Origin of the sequence: Plasticicumulans sp. (assembly GCF_035331805.1) — a bacterium.
Taxonomy (GTDB): Bacteria; Pseudomonadota; Gammaproteobacteria; order Competibacterales; family Competibacteraceae; genus Plasticicumulans.
In genome coordinates this window covers 4371-19940 of sequence record NZ_DAOLKE010000031.1, presented here as the reverse complement: position 1 = coordinate 19940, position 15570 = coordinate 4371, and the positions used below count along the sequence as shown (strand labels likewise).

The 15570-nt window shown below is 69.0% G+C and carries 14 protein-coding genes; 5 read left to right on the top strand and 9 right to left on the bottom strand.

The window, feature by feature from the left end; all coding sequences use genetic code 11:
• Positions 1 to 94: 94 nt before the first annotated feature.
• The 4 genes from PKE44_RS04235 to PKE44_RS04220 all read right to left on the bottom strand — a co-directional run bounded on the left by PKE44_RS04235 (position 95) and on the right by PKE44_RS04220 (position 6497).
• Complete coding sequence (locus tag PKE44_RS04235; protein WP_324548442.1) at positions 95 to 2902, bottom strand: valine--tRNA ligase; 2808 nt, start codon at positions 2900 to 2902, stop codon at positions 95 to 97.
• Positions 2903 to 3018: 116 nt separating this feature from the next.
• Positions 3019 to 4413, bottom strand: coding sequence for a methyl-accepting chemotaxis protein (locus PKE44_RS04230; protein WP_324548441.1), 1395 nt, complete (start codon positions 4411 to 4413; stop codon positions 3019 to 3021).
• A 136-nt stretch (positions 4414 to 4549) separates the two neighbouring features.
• Positions 4550 to 4975 carry a DNA polymerase III subunit chi gene (locus tag PKE44_RS04225; RefSeq protein WP_324548440.1) on the bottom strand — a complete coding sequence of 142 codons (426 nt, stop codon included), beginning with the start codon at positions 4973 to 4975 and terminating at the stop codon, positions 4550 to 4552.
• A gap of 13 nt (positions 4976 to 4988) precedes the next feature.
• Positions 4989 to 6497 (bottom strand): leucyl aminopeptidase, encoded by a 1509-nt coding sequence (locus tag PKE44_RS04220; protein WP_324548439.1) that lies wholly within the window; start codon positions 6495 to 6497, stop codon positions 4989 to 4991.
• Between the two features lie 157 nt (positions 6498 to 6654).
• On the opposite strand from PKE44_RS04220, the gene lptF reads away from it, so the two are divergent.
• From lptF to PKE44_RS04200, 4 genes are all read left to right on the top strand, one after another.
• On the top strand, positions 6655 to 7749 hold the full coding sequence (lptF, locus tag PKE44_RS04215) for an LPS export ABC transporter permease LptF (protein WP_324548438.1): 1095 nt from the start codon (positions 6655 to 6657) through the stop codon (positions 7747 to 7749).
• Positions 7746 to 8816 (top strand): LPS export ABC transporter permease LptG, encoded by a 1071-nt coding sequence (lptG, locus tag PKE44_RS04210; protein ID WP_324548437.1) that lies wholly within the window; start codon positions 7746 to 7748, stop codon positions 8814 to 8816. Before lptF ends, lptG begins: the two co-directional genes overlap by 4 nt.
• A gap of 420 nt (positions 8817 to 9236) precedes the next feature.
• A complete protein-coding gene (locus tag PKE44_RS04205; RefSeq protein WP_324548436.1) occupies positions 9237 to 10733 on the top strand; it encodes a sigma 54-interacting transcriptional regulator in 1497 nt (498 codons plus the stop codon).
• A 110-nt stretch (positions 10734 to 10843) separates the two neighbouring features.
• On the top strand, positions 10844 to 11941 hold the full coding sequence (locus tag PKE44_RS04200) for a sensor domain-containing diguanylate cyclase (RefSeq protein WP_324548435.1): 1098 nt from the start codon (positions 10844 to 10846) through the stop codon (positions 11939 to 11941).
• Here PKE44_RS04200 and PKE44_RS04195 read toward each other — a convergent pair.
• The 5 genes from PKE44_RS04195 to PKE44_RS04175 form a co-directional block, all read right to left on the bottom strand.
• On the bottom strand, positions 11905 to 12324 hold the full coding sequence (locus PKE44_RS04195) for a YqaA family protein (RefSeq protein WP_324548434.1): 420 nt from the start codon (positions 12322 to 12324) through the stop codon (positions 11905 to 11907). The two genes, PKE44_RS04200 and PKE44_RS04195, sit on opposite strands and share 37 nt — an antisense overlap.
• A gap of 39 nt (positions 12325 to 12363) precedes the next feature.
• On the bottom strand, positions 12364 to 13053 hold the full coding sequence (locus tag PKE44_RS04190; protein WP_324548433.1) for a SprT family zinc-dependent metalloprotease: 690 nt from the start codon (positions 13051 to 13053) through the stop codon (positions 12364 to 12366).
• A complete protein-coding gene (locus tag PKE44_RS04185) occupies positions 13050 to 13538 on the bottom strand; it encodes a thioesterase family protein (protein WP_324548432.1) in 489 nt (162 codons plus the stop codon). Before PKE44_RS04185 ends, PKE44_RS04190 begins: the two co-directional genes overlap by 4 nt.
• Positions 13539 to 13545: 7 nt before the next feature.
• Positions 13546 to 14427 (bottom strand): Dyp-type peroxidase, encoded by an 882-nt coding sequence (locus PKE44_RS04180; protein ID WP_324548431.1) that lies wholly within the window; start codon positions 14425 to 14427, stop codon positions 13546 to 13548.
• A 64-nt stretch (positions 14428 to 14491) separates the two neighbouring features.
• Positions 14492 to 14956, bottom strand: a complete 465-nt coding sequence (locus tag PKE44_RS04175; protein ID WP_324548430.1) for a DUF6231 family protein — start codon at positions 14954 to 14956, stop codon at positions 14492 to 14494.
• Positions 14957 to 15070: 114 nt separating this feature from the next.
• Between PKE44_RS04175 and mobB the strand changes: the two genes are divergently transcribed.
• Positions 15071 to 15570 (top strand): molybdopterin-guanine dinucleotide biosynthesis protein B (mobB, locus tag PKE44_RS04170; protein WP_324548429.1); only part of this gene is annotated, 500 nt, incomplete at its 3' end.

Below are 15570 nucleotides of genomic sequence, written 5' to 3'. Positions count from 1 at the left end.
CCGGCAATAAAAAACCGGCTCCCTCTTGCAGGAGCCGGTTTTCATTTCTCACCCGGCCGTTAAAAAGAATGCCATCAGCACGGCAGATTCAAAATTACAGGCTTGCCATGCGCGACTGGGTTTCCATCAACTTGTTCAACGCCGATCGCTGCAACTCCAGTTTCTCTCGTTCGCGACCGACGATTTCAGCCGGCGCCTTGTCCGCAAAGGCAGGGTTAGCCAGTTTGGCTTCGATGCGCTCAATATCCTTATTGATCTTGTCAATTTCGCGGGCGAGACGGGTCAGTTCAGCATCCTTGTCAATGAGACCCGCCAGGGGAATCAGGATCTCCATGCTGCCGACCAGCGTGGTTGCCGATTCGGGAGCTTCGATCACCGTCGTGATGCTGTCGAGACGGCCGAGGGTCTTGAGGAACAGCATGTTGCGGTCGAGGCGTTCATGGTCCAGTGCATTCCCGCCGCGGGCGAGTACCTGCAAGGATCTGCCGGGCGCCAGATTGAGTTCGGCCCGAATGCGGCGCACGCCGACCAGAAAAGTCTGCACCCAAGCAATTTCGGCTTCGGCACCGACATCGGTGAGTCGGTCATCGACCGCCGGAAATGATGCCAGCGACAGCGTTTCCGAATGTGTGCCGGCAAGCGGCGCGATGCGTTGCCAGATTTCTTCCGTGATGTACGGCATCAGCGGATGCAGCAGGCGCAGTACGCTTTCCAGCACGCCGACCAGCGTGCGCCGGGTACCGCGTTTCATGATTTCGTGCGAGCCGATGTCCTGCCCGTCACCGGTCAGCACCGGTTTGGCCAGTTCGAGATACCAGTCGCAGTATTCGTTCCAGATGAATTCGTAGATGGCCTTGGCGGCCATGTCGAAACGGTAGTTGTCGATACCGTCGCGCACTTCACGGATGGTGGCCTGCAGTCGCGACTGGATCCAGCGATCGGCAAGCGAATATCCGCATTTGCCGTTGAGCCCGCAATCCTGGCCTTCGGTGTTCATCAACACGTAGCGGGCGGCATTCCAGAGCTTGTTGCAGAAATTGCGGTAGCCCTCGACGCGGCCCATGTCGAAGTTGATGTCGCGGCCATTGGTGGCGAGTGCTGCGAAGGTGAAGCGCAGGGCGTCCGTGCCGTGGGCATGGATGCCTTCGGGAAATTCCTTGCGCGTGCGTTTTTCGATCTTCGCCGCCATCTGTGGCTGCATCAGGCCGGCGGTGCGCTTGGCAACCAGTTCATCGAGACTGATGCCGTCGATGATGTCGATCGGGTCGAGCACGTTGCCCTTCGATTTCGACATCTTCTGGCCTTCACCGTCGCGCACCAGACCGGTGATGTAGACCTCACGGAAGGGCACCTGGCCCTCCATGAAGTACATGCCGGCCATGACCATGCGGGCAACCCAGAAGAAAATGATGTCGAAGCCGGTCACCAGCACGCTGGTCGGATAGAAGGTTTTCAGCGCCTCGGTCTGCTGCGGCCAGCCGAGCGTGCTGAACGGCCACAGCGCCGAACTGAACCAGGTATCGAGCACGTCCTCGTCCTGGCGCAGGGCCAGCGTCGGGGCCAGGCCATGCCGGCTGCGGACTTCGGCTTCGCTGCGGCCGACATAGATGTTGCCGGCTTCGTCGTACCAGGCCGGGATGCGGTGACCCCACCAGAGCTGGCGGCTGATGCACCAGTCCTGAATGTTGTTCAGCCACTCGTTGTACGTCCTGGACCAGTTTTCGGGCACGAAGCGGATGCGGCCATCGGCAACTGCCGCCAGTGCCGGTTCGACGATGGCCGTCCAGCCGCCCGGACGGCCATCCGCCTGTTCACGCCGGGTCAGATCGACGTACCACTGATCGGTCAGGAACGGTTCGATGACGGCACCGGTGCGATCGCCGCGCGGCACCATCAGCCGGTGCGGCTTGACCTCGACCAGCAGGCCGAGGGCTTCGAGATCGGCGACGATGCGCTTGCGCGCCTCGAAGCGGTCGAGACCGCGGTAGGCTTCCGGTGCGTTGTCGTTGAGCTTCGCGTCCGGCGTGAAGACGTTGATCAGCGTCAGCCCGTGACGCTGGCCGACGGCGTAGTCGTTGAAGTCGTGGGCAGGGGTGATCTTGACGACGCCGGTGCCGAAGGCCGGATCGCAGTAGTCGTCGCCGACCACCGGAATGAGGCGGTCACAAAGCGGTAACCGCACCGAGCGGCCGATCAGATGGCGGTAACGCTCGTCCTGCGGGTTGACCGCAACTGCCGTATCGCCGAGCAGGGTCTCGGGGCGGGTGGTGGCGACCACCAGCGCATCTTCGCCATCGGCGAGCGGATAGCGGATCAGCCACATCGAACCGCTTTCTTCCTCGGAGACGACTTCGAGGTCGGAGACGGCGGTGTGCAGCACCGGATCCCAGTTCACGAGCCGCTGGCCGCGGTAGATCAGGCCGTCCTCGTACAGCTTGACGAAGACTTCCTGCACGGCGGCCGACAGGCCTTCGTCCATCGTGAAGCGTTCACGGCTCCAGTCCGGCGAGGTGCCGAGCCGGCGCATCTGCCGGCCGATCGTACCGCCCGAGTAGGCCTTCCATTCCCAGACGCGGGCCAGGAAGGCCTCGCGGCCGAGATCGTGGCGGCTTTTGCCTTCGGCATTGAGTTGGCGTTCGACGACCATCTGCGTGGCGATGCCGGCATGATCGGTGCCCGGCTGCCACAGCGTGCGGTCACCGTTCATGCGGTGATAGCGGATCAGCGCGTCCATGATGGTGTGCTGGAACGCGTGGCCCATGTGCAGCGTGCCGGTGACGTTCGGCGGCGGCAGCATGATGCAGTACGGCGCGCCGCTGCCCTGCGGTGCGAACCGGCCCTGGGATTCCCAGGTCTCGTACCGGCATTGTTCGATCGCGTGGGGTTCGTAGGTCTTGTCCATGGCGGGGTCGGTTCTGGCGGCGCGGCGTCGGGAAAGCGGCGCAGTATAGCGAAGGGGCAGGGACGACGAAGCCGGCGCAGGGCCGGCTTCGTCGGAGCTTCGAAGGCAGGACAGGTTCAGTCCGGGATGTAACCGAGCCGGAATCCGCCCCAGTGCCGGCCGCGCACGCGGATCGGTGCGGCGACTTCCTTCATCAGCACGAACTTGCCGCCGCCGAGATCACGCCGGTAGGTCTGCAGCAGGACCGGCTTCTGGTTTCGACCTGAAGCGAGACCGGTACGGTCGTTGAAGATGCGACGGTTGCGGCAGTTGGCGGCGTTCCAGATCGGATCGCGCCCCTGCGGGTGCGAATACTTGCGGTTGTGGGTCGGCAGATAGCCGTTGTCGTCGACGGCGGCGGCGAAGGCGATGCGGCGGTCGCGATCGAGCAGCGCTTCCTGCAGGCTCGGCAGCACCCGGTCGGTGAAGTCCGTGAAGCGGGTCAGGTGCTGCTGCGGATCGGTGCCGGGAATCGGCCGGTACTGGCGGTCGAACAGGTCGCTTTCGTTCAGGTCCCCGCGGCTCAGCGCCTGCTCGAACAGTTCGCCGATGCGTTTCGCGGTGTCCTTGGCCATTGCGATGAATTTCGCATCGACGGTCTCGATGCCGTCGACGGCCGTCGTGCCGACCAGCGCCTCGCTGACCGCCTGCACGCTGGTCAGCTGATCGCGCGCCTGGCGCAGGTTCGCGCTCGACGAATGCACGGATTCGGCGACCTGGTTCAGCGCCGTGACGGTCTGCTGGCAGCTGCCGGCAATCTCGTGGACGGCATCGCCGATGCGGCGGGTCTGGTCGTCGACGTCCTGCATCGCCGCGCCCATGGTGTCCATGACCTGCTGGATCGCCTGGGTGCCGCGGCGGACTTCCTCGGAGCGCGTCTTGCTCTGCGCGCCCTGGGCGAGCAGGCCGCGCGTGCGTTCGCCGAGCTCGCGCAGCGTCACGTCGATCTCGGCGGTGGCCGAGCGGGTCTGCTTGGCGAGTTCCTTGACCTCGCTTGCGACCACCGCGAAACCCTTGCCGGCCTCGCCGGCGCGCACGGCTTCGATCGTGGCGTTCAGCGCCAGCAGGTTGGTCTGCTTGGCGATCGCATCGATGCCCTTGGCAACGGCGCTGACGCGCTCCATCGCGCCGCCGAGTTCGGCGAGCTGGACCTCGATGGTCGCGACCGATTCGGTCAGCGCCCGGATGTCGGCGAGCGAGGATTCGATGGTCTGGCGGGTGCGGTCGACCTCGGAGCGCGCCGTGCCGACCACGCGCTGCGTGCTGTCGGCCGCTTCGGCGACGGCGGTGTTCTGGCTGGCCATGTGCGTCGCCAGCCCCTGCAGCGTGCCGAAGGCTTCGGCCTCGCGCATCGCGCGTTCGCTGACCTCACCGATGTGGCCCGTGATGTCAGTGATCGCGATCGCGAGGTGGCCGGCATGTTCGGCGACCTGGCGGATGATGTCGCGATAGTCCGGCGCGCTCTCGCTCATGAATGAAGCTCCTCGGTGGATGCCTGCGGCCACTGCCGGGGGGGCGGCGTCGCCGTCTGGTTATGTCGGTGGATGCCATATCGGCCGCGGGTCCGGCCAGCTTGAGCAATGGCAGGCACGCGGTACCGGCAGGCTTCTACAGCCGTACGGCCGAGGGCGCAAAGCCCCGGTCCCGATAAACTTTGTAGCGCGCACGCGAGGCGGCGAGGATGTCTTCGCGGGCATCGACGATTTCGATCAGCCGTGAACAGGCCTCGAAACCGTCCGGCACGTCATCGGCGAGATTCAGCAGCAGCGCGCGATGGCTTTCCGGCGGTGCGCCGGTGCCGATCAGCACCGGCCAGGGCCGGCGTCCGGGGGCGTGGATGCGATGGGCGATGAAGCTGCCGCGGCGCCAGGTCCAGAGTTCGCGGTCGATCGTCGCTGACTGGGCCGCGGAGGCGGTGCGGATCCACACGGACAGGCCCTGCGACCGGGCCTTGTCGACCAGCCGGCAGGCGGTGGCGAGGCAGGCCGCCTCGCCGGCGGTGGCGAGCACGTAGAACTCGATGCGCGTCGCCACGGCGGCGGCAGGTTCAGTCGCGCGCGGCGGCAGCGCGGTTGATCAGGAAGCGGGTCAGCAGCGGCACCGGCCGGCCGGTCGCGCCCTTCTGCTTGCCGGTCTTCCAGGCGGTGCCGGCGATGTCGAGATGCGCCCAGTGCAGCTTCTTCGTGTAGCGCGCGAGGAAGCAGGCAGCCGTGATCGCACCGCCCTCGCGTGGACCGACGTTGGCCATGTCGGCGAAATTGCTGTCGAGGCCGTCCTGGTAGTCCTCCCACAGCGGCAGCTCCCAGGCGCGGTCATGGGTTTCGCGGCCGGCGTCGAGCAGCTCGTTGGCGAGCGGGCCGTGGTTCGAGAACAGCCCGTGCGGATGCGCGCCGAGGGCGATCACGCAGGCACCGGTCAGCGTCGCGACATCGACCAGCGTCACCGGCTCGTAGCGCTGTTCGGCCCAGGTGATCGCATCGCAGAGCACCAGCCGGCCTTCGGCGTCGGTGTTGAGGATTTCGACGGTCTGGCCCGACAGGCTGGTGACGATGTCGCCGGGGCGCGAGGCCTCGCCGCCCGGCATGTTCTCGACGGCCGGCACCACGGCCACGACGTTCAGCGGCAGGTCGAGCGCGGCGATGGCCGACATCGTGCCGAGCACGCCGGCGGCACCGCACATGTCGAACTTCATCAGATCCATGTCCGGGCCGGGTTTCAGCGAGATGCCACCGGTATCGAAGGTGATGCCCTTGCCGACCAGCACGACCGGCTTCTGCCGGGCATCGGCTGCGCCATGCCATTCGAGCGCGATCAGCTTGGGCGGCCGGCGGCTGCCGCGGGCGACCGCGACCAGGCAGCCCATGCCCAGGGTTTCCATGTCGGCGCGCTCCAGCACGTTCAGCGCGAACTTCGGAGAGCTGCCGGCGAGCAGCGCGGCGCGCTGGGCGAGGTATTCGGGCGTGCAGATGTTCGGCGGCAGGTTGCCGAGATCGCGCGCAAGCTTCATGCCCTCGGCGACGGCCGCGCCTTCGCGCACCGCCTGCTCGCCGAGCGGCAACTCGCGGCGGCTCGGCACGGCGAGCACGATGCGCTTGAGCGGCCGGCGTGGGGCATCCTTGCGGCTGCGGGTCTCGTCGTAGCGGTAGAGCACGTCCTCGCTGACCTCGACGGCGAGGCGCACCTTCCAGGCGACATCGCGCCCGCGTACGTTCAGGTCGGTCAGATAGCTGACGGCTTCGGTCGCGCCGGTGTCGTTGAGCGTATGCACGGCGGCGGCGATGATCTGCTTGTAGCGGCGATCATCGAGGTCGCGCTCACGCCCGCAGCCGACCAGCAGCACGCGGTCGCAGAGCGTTGCCGGCGTGTTCACGAGCAGCAGCGTCTGGCCCGGCTTGCCTTCGAGGTCGCCGCGGCGCAGCACGTTGCCGAGAAAGCCTTCGGCAGCGGTGTCGAACTGCTCGGCGGGCGGTGTCAGGCGGCGGGATTCGTAGACGCCGAGGACGAGACAGGCGGTTCTCTGCTTTTCGGGATTGCCGCTCTTGACCGAGAATTCCATCTTTGCGCTCCGACTCTGCTGGGGGCGGCCGTGCCGGCCGTGCTTGTGCTTCCGCTGCGCTGCCCGTCGCCGGCCCGGTGGCCGGACGGGCGACCGAGTGTAGCCGGAAGGTTTTTGAACCGACAACGCCGCTCCGGCGGCTGAGGAATCCCCGAACTTGCTGCGCACATTCGACCGATTCCTGCTGCGCGAGACCGCCGCAGTCACCGCCGCGACGCTGCTCGTACTGCTGGCGATCGTGCTGTCGAGCCGGCTCGCGACCTACCTGACCCAGGTTGCGAGCGGTTTGCTGATCAAGGAAGTCATCCTGCAGATGCTGGTGCTGCAGGCGATCCGCTTCCTGCCGGTGCTGGTGCCGATCGCGCTGATGATCGGCGTGCTGCTGGTGCTGGGGCGCCTGCATCAGGAAAGCGAGATGGCGGCCCTGACCGGCTGCGGCTACGGCCCGGCCGAGCTGTACCGGCCGCTGCTCGCACTGGCGCTGCCGCTGGCGGCGCTGGTCGCGCTGGTCGTGCTCGGCGTGGCGCCGTGGGCGGCCTCGCTGCAGTTCGAGCTGCAGGCCCGCGCACGTCAGCAGGCACAGATGTCATTGTTCGTGCCCGGTACCTTCCGCGAGGCGGCCGGTGGCCAGCATGTCGTCTACGTCGAATCGCTCGATCCGATCGATGGCGAACTGGTCAAGGTGTTCATCCACAGCACCGAGCCGGATTCAGGGCGCATCGCGGTCACGACCGGCAACCGCGGCCATCAGGAAACCGGTGCCGACGGCGTGCGCTACATGGTGCTGGAGCGGGGCTTCCGCTACGAAGGCGAGCCGGGACTCACCGATTACCGGCAGGTGCATTACGAACACCTGCGGGTGCGGATCGACGAGCCGGCGTCCGGGGATGTCAGCCGCAAGCGTGAATCGGTGCCGACGGCGCAGTTGCTGCGCGGCGACCGTCGCGACAAGGCCGAACTGCATGCCCGCATCGGCGCGATCGTCTCGATCCCGCTGATCGTCTTCGTCGCGCCGCTGCTCGCCAGGGCCCAGCCGCGCGAGAGCCGCTATGCGCGCATCCTCGGCGGCGTGCTGGTGTACGCGATCTACATGAACCTGCTCGGCATCGGCAAGGCGTGGCTGGAAAAGGGCTCGATCGGGCCGGTGGCCGGACTCTGGTGGGCACACCTGCTGTTCCTCGCGCTCGGGCTCGCGCTGTGGTTTCACCACTACGGCCGCCACGGCCTGACCGTCAGCTGGAGAAGGGCTTGAAACGCATCGACGCCTACATCCTGCGCACGGTGATCGGCGCCTCGCTGATCGCTTTGCTGGTGCTGGTCGCGCTCGAGACCTTCTTCACGCTGCTCGTGGAGCTCGAGGATCTCGGCACCGGCCAGTACGGCCTCGCCGAAATCCTGCGCTATCTGGCGCTGACGCTGCCGCGGCGCACCTACGAAAGCTTCCCGATGGCGCTGCTGCTCGGTGGCCTGATGGGCATGGGCGCGCTGGCCGCCGGCAGCGAACTCGTCGTCATGCGCGGTGCCGGCGTGTCGATCCTGCGGCTGGTCGGTTCGGCGATGCGGGCCGGGCTGCTGCTGAGCCTGTTCGCGCTGGCGCTCGGCGAATTCGTCGCGCCGCGAACCGAACGACTGGCCGAGACCGGCCGCAGCACGGCCAAGGACGCCAGCGTCACGATCCGCGACGGCCGCGGCTTCTGGGCCCGTGACGGTGCGCTGTTCGTCAACGTCCGGGCCGTGAAGCCGCACAAGCGGCTCGCCGACATCACCTTGTTCGAGATGGCGCCGGATTCCTCGATGAAGGCGGTGATCCGCGCACCGAGCGCCGACTACGATCCGGCCTCCCGGCGCTGGGTGCTGCGCGACGCCCGGCGCAGCACGCTCGGCGAGGAACGGGTGACGGCCGATGCGCAGGTGTCCTTCGCCTGGGAATCGGTGCTCGATCCCGGCAAGCTCGACGTGCTCGCCGCCAAGCCCGAGACGCTGGCGATGCGCCAGCTGCAGACCTTCGCCGGCTATCTGCGGGACAACGGCCTCAGTGCCGATCGCTACGAACTGGCGTTCTGGTCCAAGGCCCTGGCGCCGCTCGCCAACCTGACCATGCTGCTGATCGCGATGCCGTTCGTGTTCGCCCACCAGCGCAATGCCGCGGCCGGGCAGCGGTTGCTGATCGGCATCTTCCTCGGGCTCGCATTCTTCCTGGCAAACCGCGTGCTCGCGAACCTCGTCGTCGTCTACGGCGCTCCGCCGCTGATGGCGGCAGCTCTGCCGATCCTGCTGTTCCTCGGCAGCGGCATCTTTGCGCTGAGGCGCTTGCGCTGAGTCTTTTTTTGCTGGATGTGCTTCCGGAGCGGGCAGGTCAGTCCATGCTTGGCAGGCATGGCTGACATGCACGATCATTTTCAGCTGATGACTTTCGGGCGTCCGGATGTGTGTCATTCCGGGCATGGACCAAAATTTGCATACGTGAACGTAATCCAGTCCTTCCGGTCCTGATTTTCCAGGAGCAGGAAGTCTGCAGGTGCCGCTGTTGTCTCCGGTCATCCCGGCGCGAATGCGGCATCTGCGCCTACAGAGCGGGACCGCCGCGGTTCGGCGACCTGCCTGCGATCCGCCCAGGGCAGGGCACCCATACATGATCGGAGCTAGCATGACGAAGAACCGAACCGATGCGGAACCCTCGCCGTCCATAGCAATCCACGAGACATGCCCCTGTACTGGGGTCAAGAGGGAGAACCGGCGATGACGAAGAACCCCCCGGAAACGTCGCGTCGCAATGCATTCCTGCATGCACATCCGTGGTTCGTGCCACAGGCAAGCGCCGCCGAGCTCGGTTCGGGTCAGCCCGTGCTGCTGCTCGACGACACCTCCGGCCTGCTGCGCTCGGTCAGCGCCATGCTCAACGCCGCCGGCGTGCCGGCCGTGATCGGTGAAACCGACCCGCAGCGCCTGCCGGCCCGGCTCAGCGAACAGGGCTGCGGCGTACTGCTGGTCGATGCCTCGCTGCCCGAGCTCGAACCCGAAGTCCTGCTGGCCCGCCTGAGCGCCGAGCAGCCGGACCTGCCGGTCATCGTGCTGACCGAGGCCCATGATCCCGAGGCCGCGATGCGCTGCCTGCAGGCCGGCGCCTTCGATTTTCTGGTCAAGCCGGTCGATCGCACGCGCCTGCTGGCGAGCGTCGGCCGGGCCCTGGAGATCCGCGGGCTCAAGCACGAGCTGGCCTCGCTGACCCAGACGATGCTCGATGACCGGCTCGATCACCCCGAGGCCTTCGCCCGGCTGATTGCGCAGGACCGCAGCATGCGGGCTGCCTGCCGCTACATCGAGGCCATCGCGCCGCTGTCGCAGCCGGTGCTGATCACCGGCGAGACCGGCACCGGCCGCAAGCTGCTGGCCCAGGCCCTGCACGCCGTTTCCGGCCGTCCCGGCGCCTGCGTGATGGTCGAGGTCGGCGGCATGGACGAGCGCCGCTTCGCCGAAACCCTGTTCGGCCACCGTCCGGGCCTGCATGCCGAAGCCGGCCAGCCGCAGGAAGGCCGCATCGGCGCGGCGGCCGACGGTACGCTGGTGCTGCTCGAAGTCGGTGAGCTTGCCCCGGCCGCGCAGCAACTGCTGCTGAACCTGCTGCAGGAACGCAGCTTCAGCCCGGTCGGCTCCGGCATCGTGCAGGAGTGCCGCGCCCGCATCGTCGCGATCAGCCGTCATGATCTCGCGCACCAGGCCGACAGCGGCCGGCTGCGCAAGGATCTGTACTACCGGCTGCGTGCCCACCACGTGCACGTGCCGCCGCTGCGCAGCCGGCGCGGCGACGTGCCGCTGCTGGTCGAGCATTTCGTCGCGCGCGCGGTCGAGGCCCTCGGCAAGGGCGATGTCCACATTCCTGCCGAGCTCTACAGCCTGCTGCGCAACCACGACTTCCCCGGCAACGTCGCCGAACTCGAAGCCATGGCCTACGACGCCGTCGCCAGCCACCGCAGCGGCGGCACGCTCGGCCTGGCGAGCTTCCGCCACTGCGTGTCCTCCACGCCCGATGCGCCGCCGCCACCACCACCGGTGCAGAGTCTTTCGCAGCTTTTCCCCGACCGGCTGCCTACGCTGAAGGAAGCCGAAGCCTTTCTGGTGGCCGAAGCGCTGCGTCGCGCCGACAACAATCAGGGCATCGCGGCCGGCCTGCTCGGCCTGACGCGTCAGGCGCTGAACAAGCGACTGGTGCGCGGGCGCCAGAGCAGCAGCCACTGAACAAGGCCCGGCGGCCGGAAATAACGATCCGCGGACTGCACGCCGTGCCCGGCGTGCAGGACCGCAGGCTTCGGGGCCATGCCCCCCGTGCCACCCGCAGGTGATTGCTCATGCTGTCCGCCCCGCTGCCGCCAGACGAAGCCGAGCGCCTGTACGCGCTGCGCTCGCTGGACCTGCTCGATACGCCACGCGAGGAGCGTTTCGAGCGCATCACCCGCCTGGCCGTGCGCCTGTTCGGACTGCCGATCGCGACGGTCAGCCTGATCGACGGTGATCGCGAATGGCTGAAGTCCGTGCAGGGACTGGCGCTGCGCGAGATTGCGCGCGAGCACTCGCTGGCCGCGCACGCCATCCTCGACAACGAACCGATGATCGTCAGCGACGCCCAGGCCGATCCGCGCTTCGGCGACCATCCGCTGGTACTCGGCGAGCCGCGCTTCCGCTTCTACGCGGCCTGTCCGCTGCATGCCGGCCGCCGGCGCCATCGCGTCGGCACGCTGAGCGTCGCCGGCCGGATTGCGCACCGGCTGGCCGAGGCCGATGCGCAGGCGCTGCGCGATCTGGCCGCGATCGCCGAGGCCGAGATCGGCCGCTCGCTGGCGAGCGAGGTGCAGTCGCAACTGCTGCGCGAGCGCGACACCGCGCGTCGTCAGGCGCTGCTCGACGCGCTGACCGGCCTCTGGAACCGCAAGGCCATCCTCGACCTGCTCGCGCGCGAACTCGTGCGCTGCGAGCGCGAGGGCATCGGCGTCAGCGTCGTGCTGGTCGATCTCGATCACTTCAAGGCGATCAACGACAACCACGGCCACCTGACCGGCGATGAGGCGCTGCGCGCCGCCTCGGCGGCGATGCTGCAGGCGCTGCGCCCCTACGATGCCCTCGGCCGCTACGGCGGCGAGGAATTCCTGATCGTCACGACCGACCCGGAGGGCGGACCGGTCGCGGTCGCCGAGCGCATCCGCGCGCGGCTCGCCGAGGTGCGCGTCGCCACCGGCAGCGGCGGTGTCGTGGCGCTGAGCGGCAGCGTCGGCGTCGCGCGCTGCCCGGCCGGCGAACGGCGCGAGCTCGAAGACCTGCTGCGCGCCGCCGACCGCGCGCTGTACGCCGCCAAGCACGCCGGGCGTGACCGCGTCGTCACCGAGGACGCTGCGAACAGCGACGAGGCCCCGGTTCAGCCCGACGGCAGCAGCACCGACAACGCCGCATAGCGCGCGGCCTTGCCGAGCGCAATCCACAGCGTCGCCGCCGTCCAGCCGATGCCGAGCCAGCCGGCGGCGACGCACAGCGGATCGCCGATCACCGGCACCCACGAAGCCAGCAGGGCCGGTGCGCCGAAGCGGCGCAGCCGCGTCAGCGCCTGTTCGTGGCGGGCCGCGAAGGGCCCGGCCGGGCGCCGCTGCCGCAGCCAGCAGCCGATCGCAAACGAGCTGAGCCCCCCGAGCGTGTTGCCGAGCGTCGCCACCGCCAGCAGCGCCAGCGGCGAATCCTCGCCGCGCAGCAGCAGCGCCGCGTACAGCAGTTCCGAGCCTCCGGGCAGCAGCGTCGCGGCCAGGAAGCTGCCGGCGAACAGGCTCCAGAGCCCGCTGCTCATCCCGTCCCCCATTCCCTCACTCCTCCCGCCACGCTCCCGTCAGGCTTCGATCCAGGCCGGCGCCATCGCCGGTCGTGCCTGCAGTTCGGCGCGCAGCCGGCGCCAGTCCGGATCGTGGTCTGCGACCACCTTCCAGAACGCCGGGGAATGGTTCAGGTGCACGGTGTGGCAGAGCTCGTGCACCAGCACGTGCCGCACCAGCGCCGGTTCGAGGAACAGCAGCTTGCAGTTCAGGCTGATGCGACCGCTGGCCGAGCACGAGCCCCAGCGCGCCCGCTGCGCACGGATGCGCACCCCGGCAAAGCGCAGACCGGTTTCCTCGGCGATGCGTGCAAGCCACGGCGGCAGGACTTCGGCGGCGCGCCGCTGCACGAAGCGCTGCAGCAGCGCGCGGGCTGCGGCCGCGTCCGCCGCCTGCAGGTGCAGGGCGCCGGCTTCGACGAGCAGCCGGGCACGCCGTCCTTCGGCGAGGGCCTCGTGGCGCAGCGACCAGGTTTCGCCGAGCGCCGGCAGCAGCATCACCGCCGGCAGTTCGAGCCCGGCGCGGCAGCGTGCGAGTTGCATCTCCATCCAGTGGCGGTGCGGCTCCAGCAGCCGCGGCAGCTCGCGCGCCGGAAAGCCGCTCGGCACGACGACCTCGATGCCGTGCGCCGGCGACACGCGCAGGCGCACGCGCCGGGCGCGGGCGTGCTCGCGGACCCGGTACGGGGGCAGCGGCGGCAGCTTCATGGCTGTGGCTCGCGCCGGCGCAACTGCACCGAACGCCCGGCCTGCGCTGGCACCGGCAGCCGTTCATGGGCGCTGCGCACCGCGGCAAGCCGTGCGTGCACCGCCGGCGGCCACGGCGCGACCCGGCGGCTGCCGAGATCGACGTGCAGCAGCAGGAACTCGGCACTCGCCGCCGGCCAGCCGGCTTCGGCGTGGCCGAGCGTGTGGAACAGGTGCACGCGCTTGTCGTCGAGGCCGAGGATCTGCGTGTCGACTGCGAGCGGCGCGCCGCCCGGCAGCTCGCGCTGATAGCTGACGTGGCATTCGGCCGCGAACACCGTGCTGCCGCTGCGCTCGCGCAACCGCGCATCGAGTCCGCAGGCGGCGAGGGCGGCGTCGGTGGCGCGGTCGAACACCAGCACGTAGAAGGCGACGTTCAGGTGGCCGTTGTAATCGGTCCAGTCCGCTTCGACGGTGCAGTGATACGGCGGCAGCGGCGCGGGCATCGGCGGCTCAGATCCCGAGCGCGCGCCAGTCCGGCCGGCCGTCGAGCAGCGGCGGGCACCAGTAGTGCGCGCCGTTCAGCGGCCGTGTGAAGTTGAACAGCGCGTCATGGATGCCGTCCTCGGCGCCGCTCATGCGCCGCAGGACCGCCTCGAAGGCATCGGGGCTGTGGCCGAAGGCGAGGAACACCAGCCCGCCGCGGCGTTCGGCGGTCCATGGCATCGAGCGGCGCACCATGAAGGCCGGCGGATCGAAGTCCTCCTGCGCGGTGCGCTTGACGTGGGCCGAGTCCGGCGCGTCCTCGAGTTCCTCGTTGTCGATGCGGCTGCGCCCGACCGTGTCGTCCTGCTCGCCCGGCGACAGGCGCTGGAAGCGCTCGATGTCGTGCAGCCACTGCTGCACCGACGCGAAGCTGCCGCCATCGAGGCCGTCGCCCTCGTGGCTGACGATCGCGGCGGCGAGCGCGGCCTCGTCGACCGGGTTCTCGGTGCCGTCCTCGTAACCGGTCAGGTCGCGGCTGTCGCGGTGGCAGAAGCAGTCGATCGCCAGTTCCAGCGTGAACACGCCGGCCAGCGCGTTCTCGATCTCGCGCCCGGTGTGGAACAGCTCGCCGCGGTCGCTGCCGCGCAGCCAGCACCACAGCGCATACGGCACGTACGGGATCGGCACGCGCGCGCCGGGGAGGCTCGGGAACGGCCGCAGGCCCGGGATCGGCGCATCGAGGCCGGCGGCGAGTTCGGCGCCGATGCCGACGACGACGGCAAACCCGTCGACCAGCCCGCGCAGCGCCTGCAGCGCCCGCGGTGCGTCGTGACAGGCGTTGACGTGGAAGAACAGATGCCGCGAGGCGGCCGGGATCGGGGCGAGGATGCCGGGTTGCGGGGTACTCATCACGGGGGAACTCCGTCAGGACGAATCGGAAGGGAATCAGCAGCGCAGCAGTCGAGGCAGCCGCTCAGGGCTGCCAGCGTTCCGGGTGCGCCCAGAACTTGCTGTTGAACCAGTCGGGCACGCTCTTGTAGCTCGCGATCGCGAAATGCCCGAGCAGCGCCGCCGGTGCGCGGGCGCGCAGCGTGTAGCCGAGGCCGAGCACGGCGCCCTCGTCCCAGCACGGCCGGGGCAGCACGGCCAGGCATTCCGGCGCCAGCCGGTCGCGGGCGCGGGCGAGCAGCGCGGCTCCGGCGCGCCGGTCGAGCAGTTCGGGCAGGCCGCGGATCAGCACCGCGTCGTAGCGGGCATCGGCGGCGAGCGCGCTGGCATCGGCACGGGCATCGACCTCCGTGCCCGGTGGCAGCGTCAGGTCGCCGGCATCGCCGAGCAGCAGCAGCCGGCCCGGCGCGCAGGCCCGCAGCCAGTCACTGCATTCGTTCGCAAACGGCCCGCAGGCCCCGGCAGGCAGGTCGATCGGACTTATCGGCACATCGGCATACTCCGCGCGGAAACTGGCAGTGACGGGGACGATCGCGGACACTGCGCGGTCACGCGAGAGTACGGCAGCGCCGGTCGCGCGGTCGATCGGCAGCGGAGGATGCAGATGATGCAGGGCAGGGGCGTGATCGCCACCGGCAATGGTGTGCCGCCGGTGGATGCGGGCCTGGCAGCGCCCGATGCGGCCGTCGCGGCCTGTCCGCTGCCGGTGCTCGGCATCGTCGGACCGAGCGGGGCCGGCAAGACGGCGCTGCTCTGCCGGCTGCTGCCGGAGCTTGCCGCCGCCGGTCTGCGCGTCGGCGTCATCAAGCAGGCCTCGGCGCGCTTCGATCTCGATGAGCCCGGCCGCGACAGCGATCGCCTGCGCCGCGCCGGGCTGGCGCGCACGCTGGTGGCCGCCGTCGGCCAGACCGCACTGATCGAGGAACGCGACCCGGCCTGTCAGCCCGGCGACTGTGAACTCGCCGATGCGCTCGGCTGGCTCGATGTCGGGGCGCTCGATCTGGTGCTGGTCGAGGGCTTCGCGCGCGCGGCGCTGCCGAAGCTCGAAGTGCTGCGCGCCGACGGCCCGAAGCGCCACCAGTACCGGCACGATGCGTGGGTGCG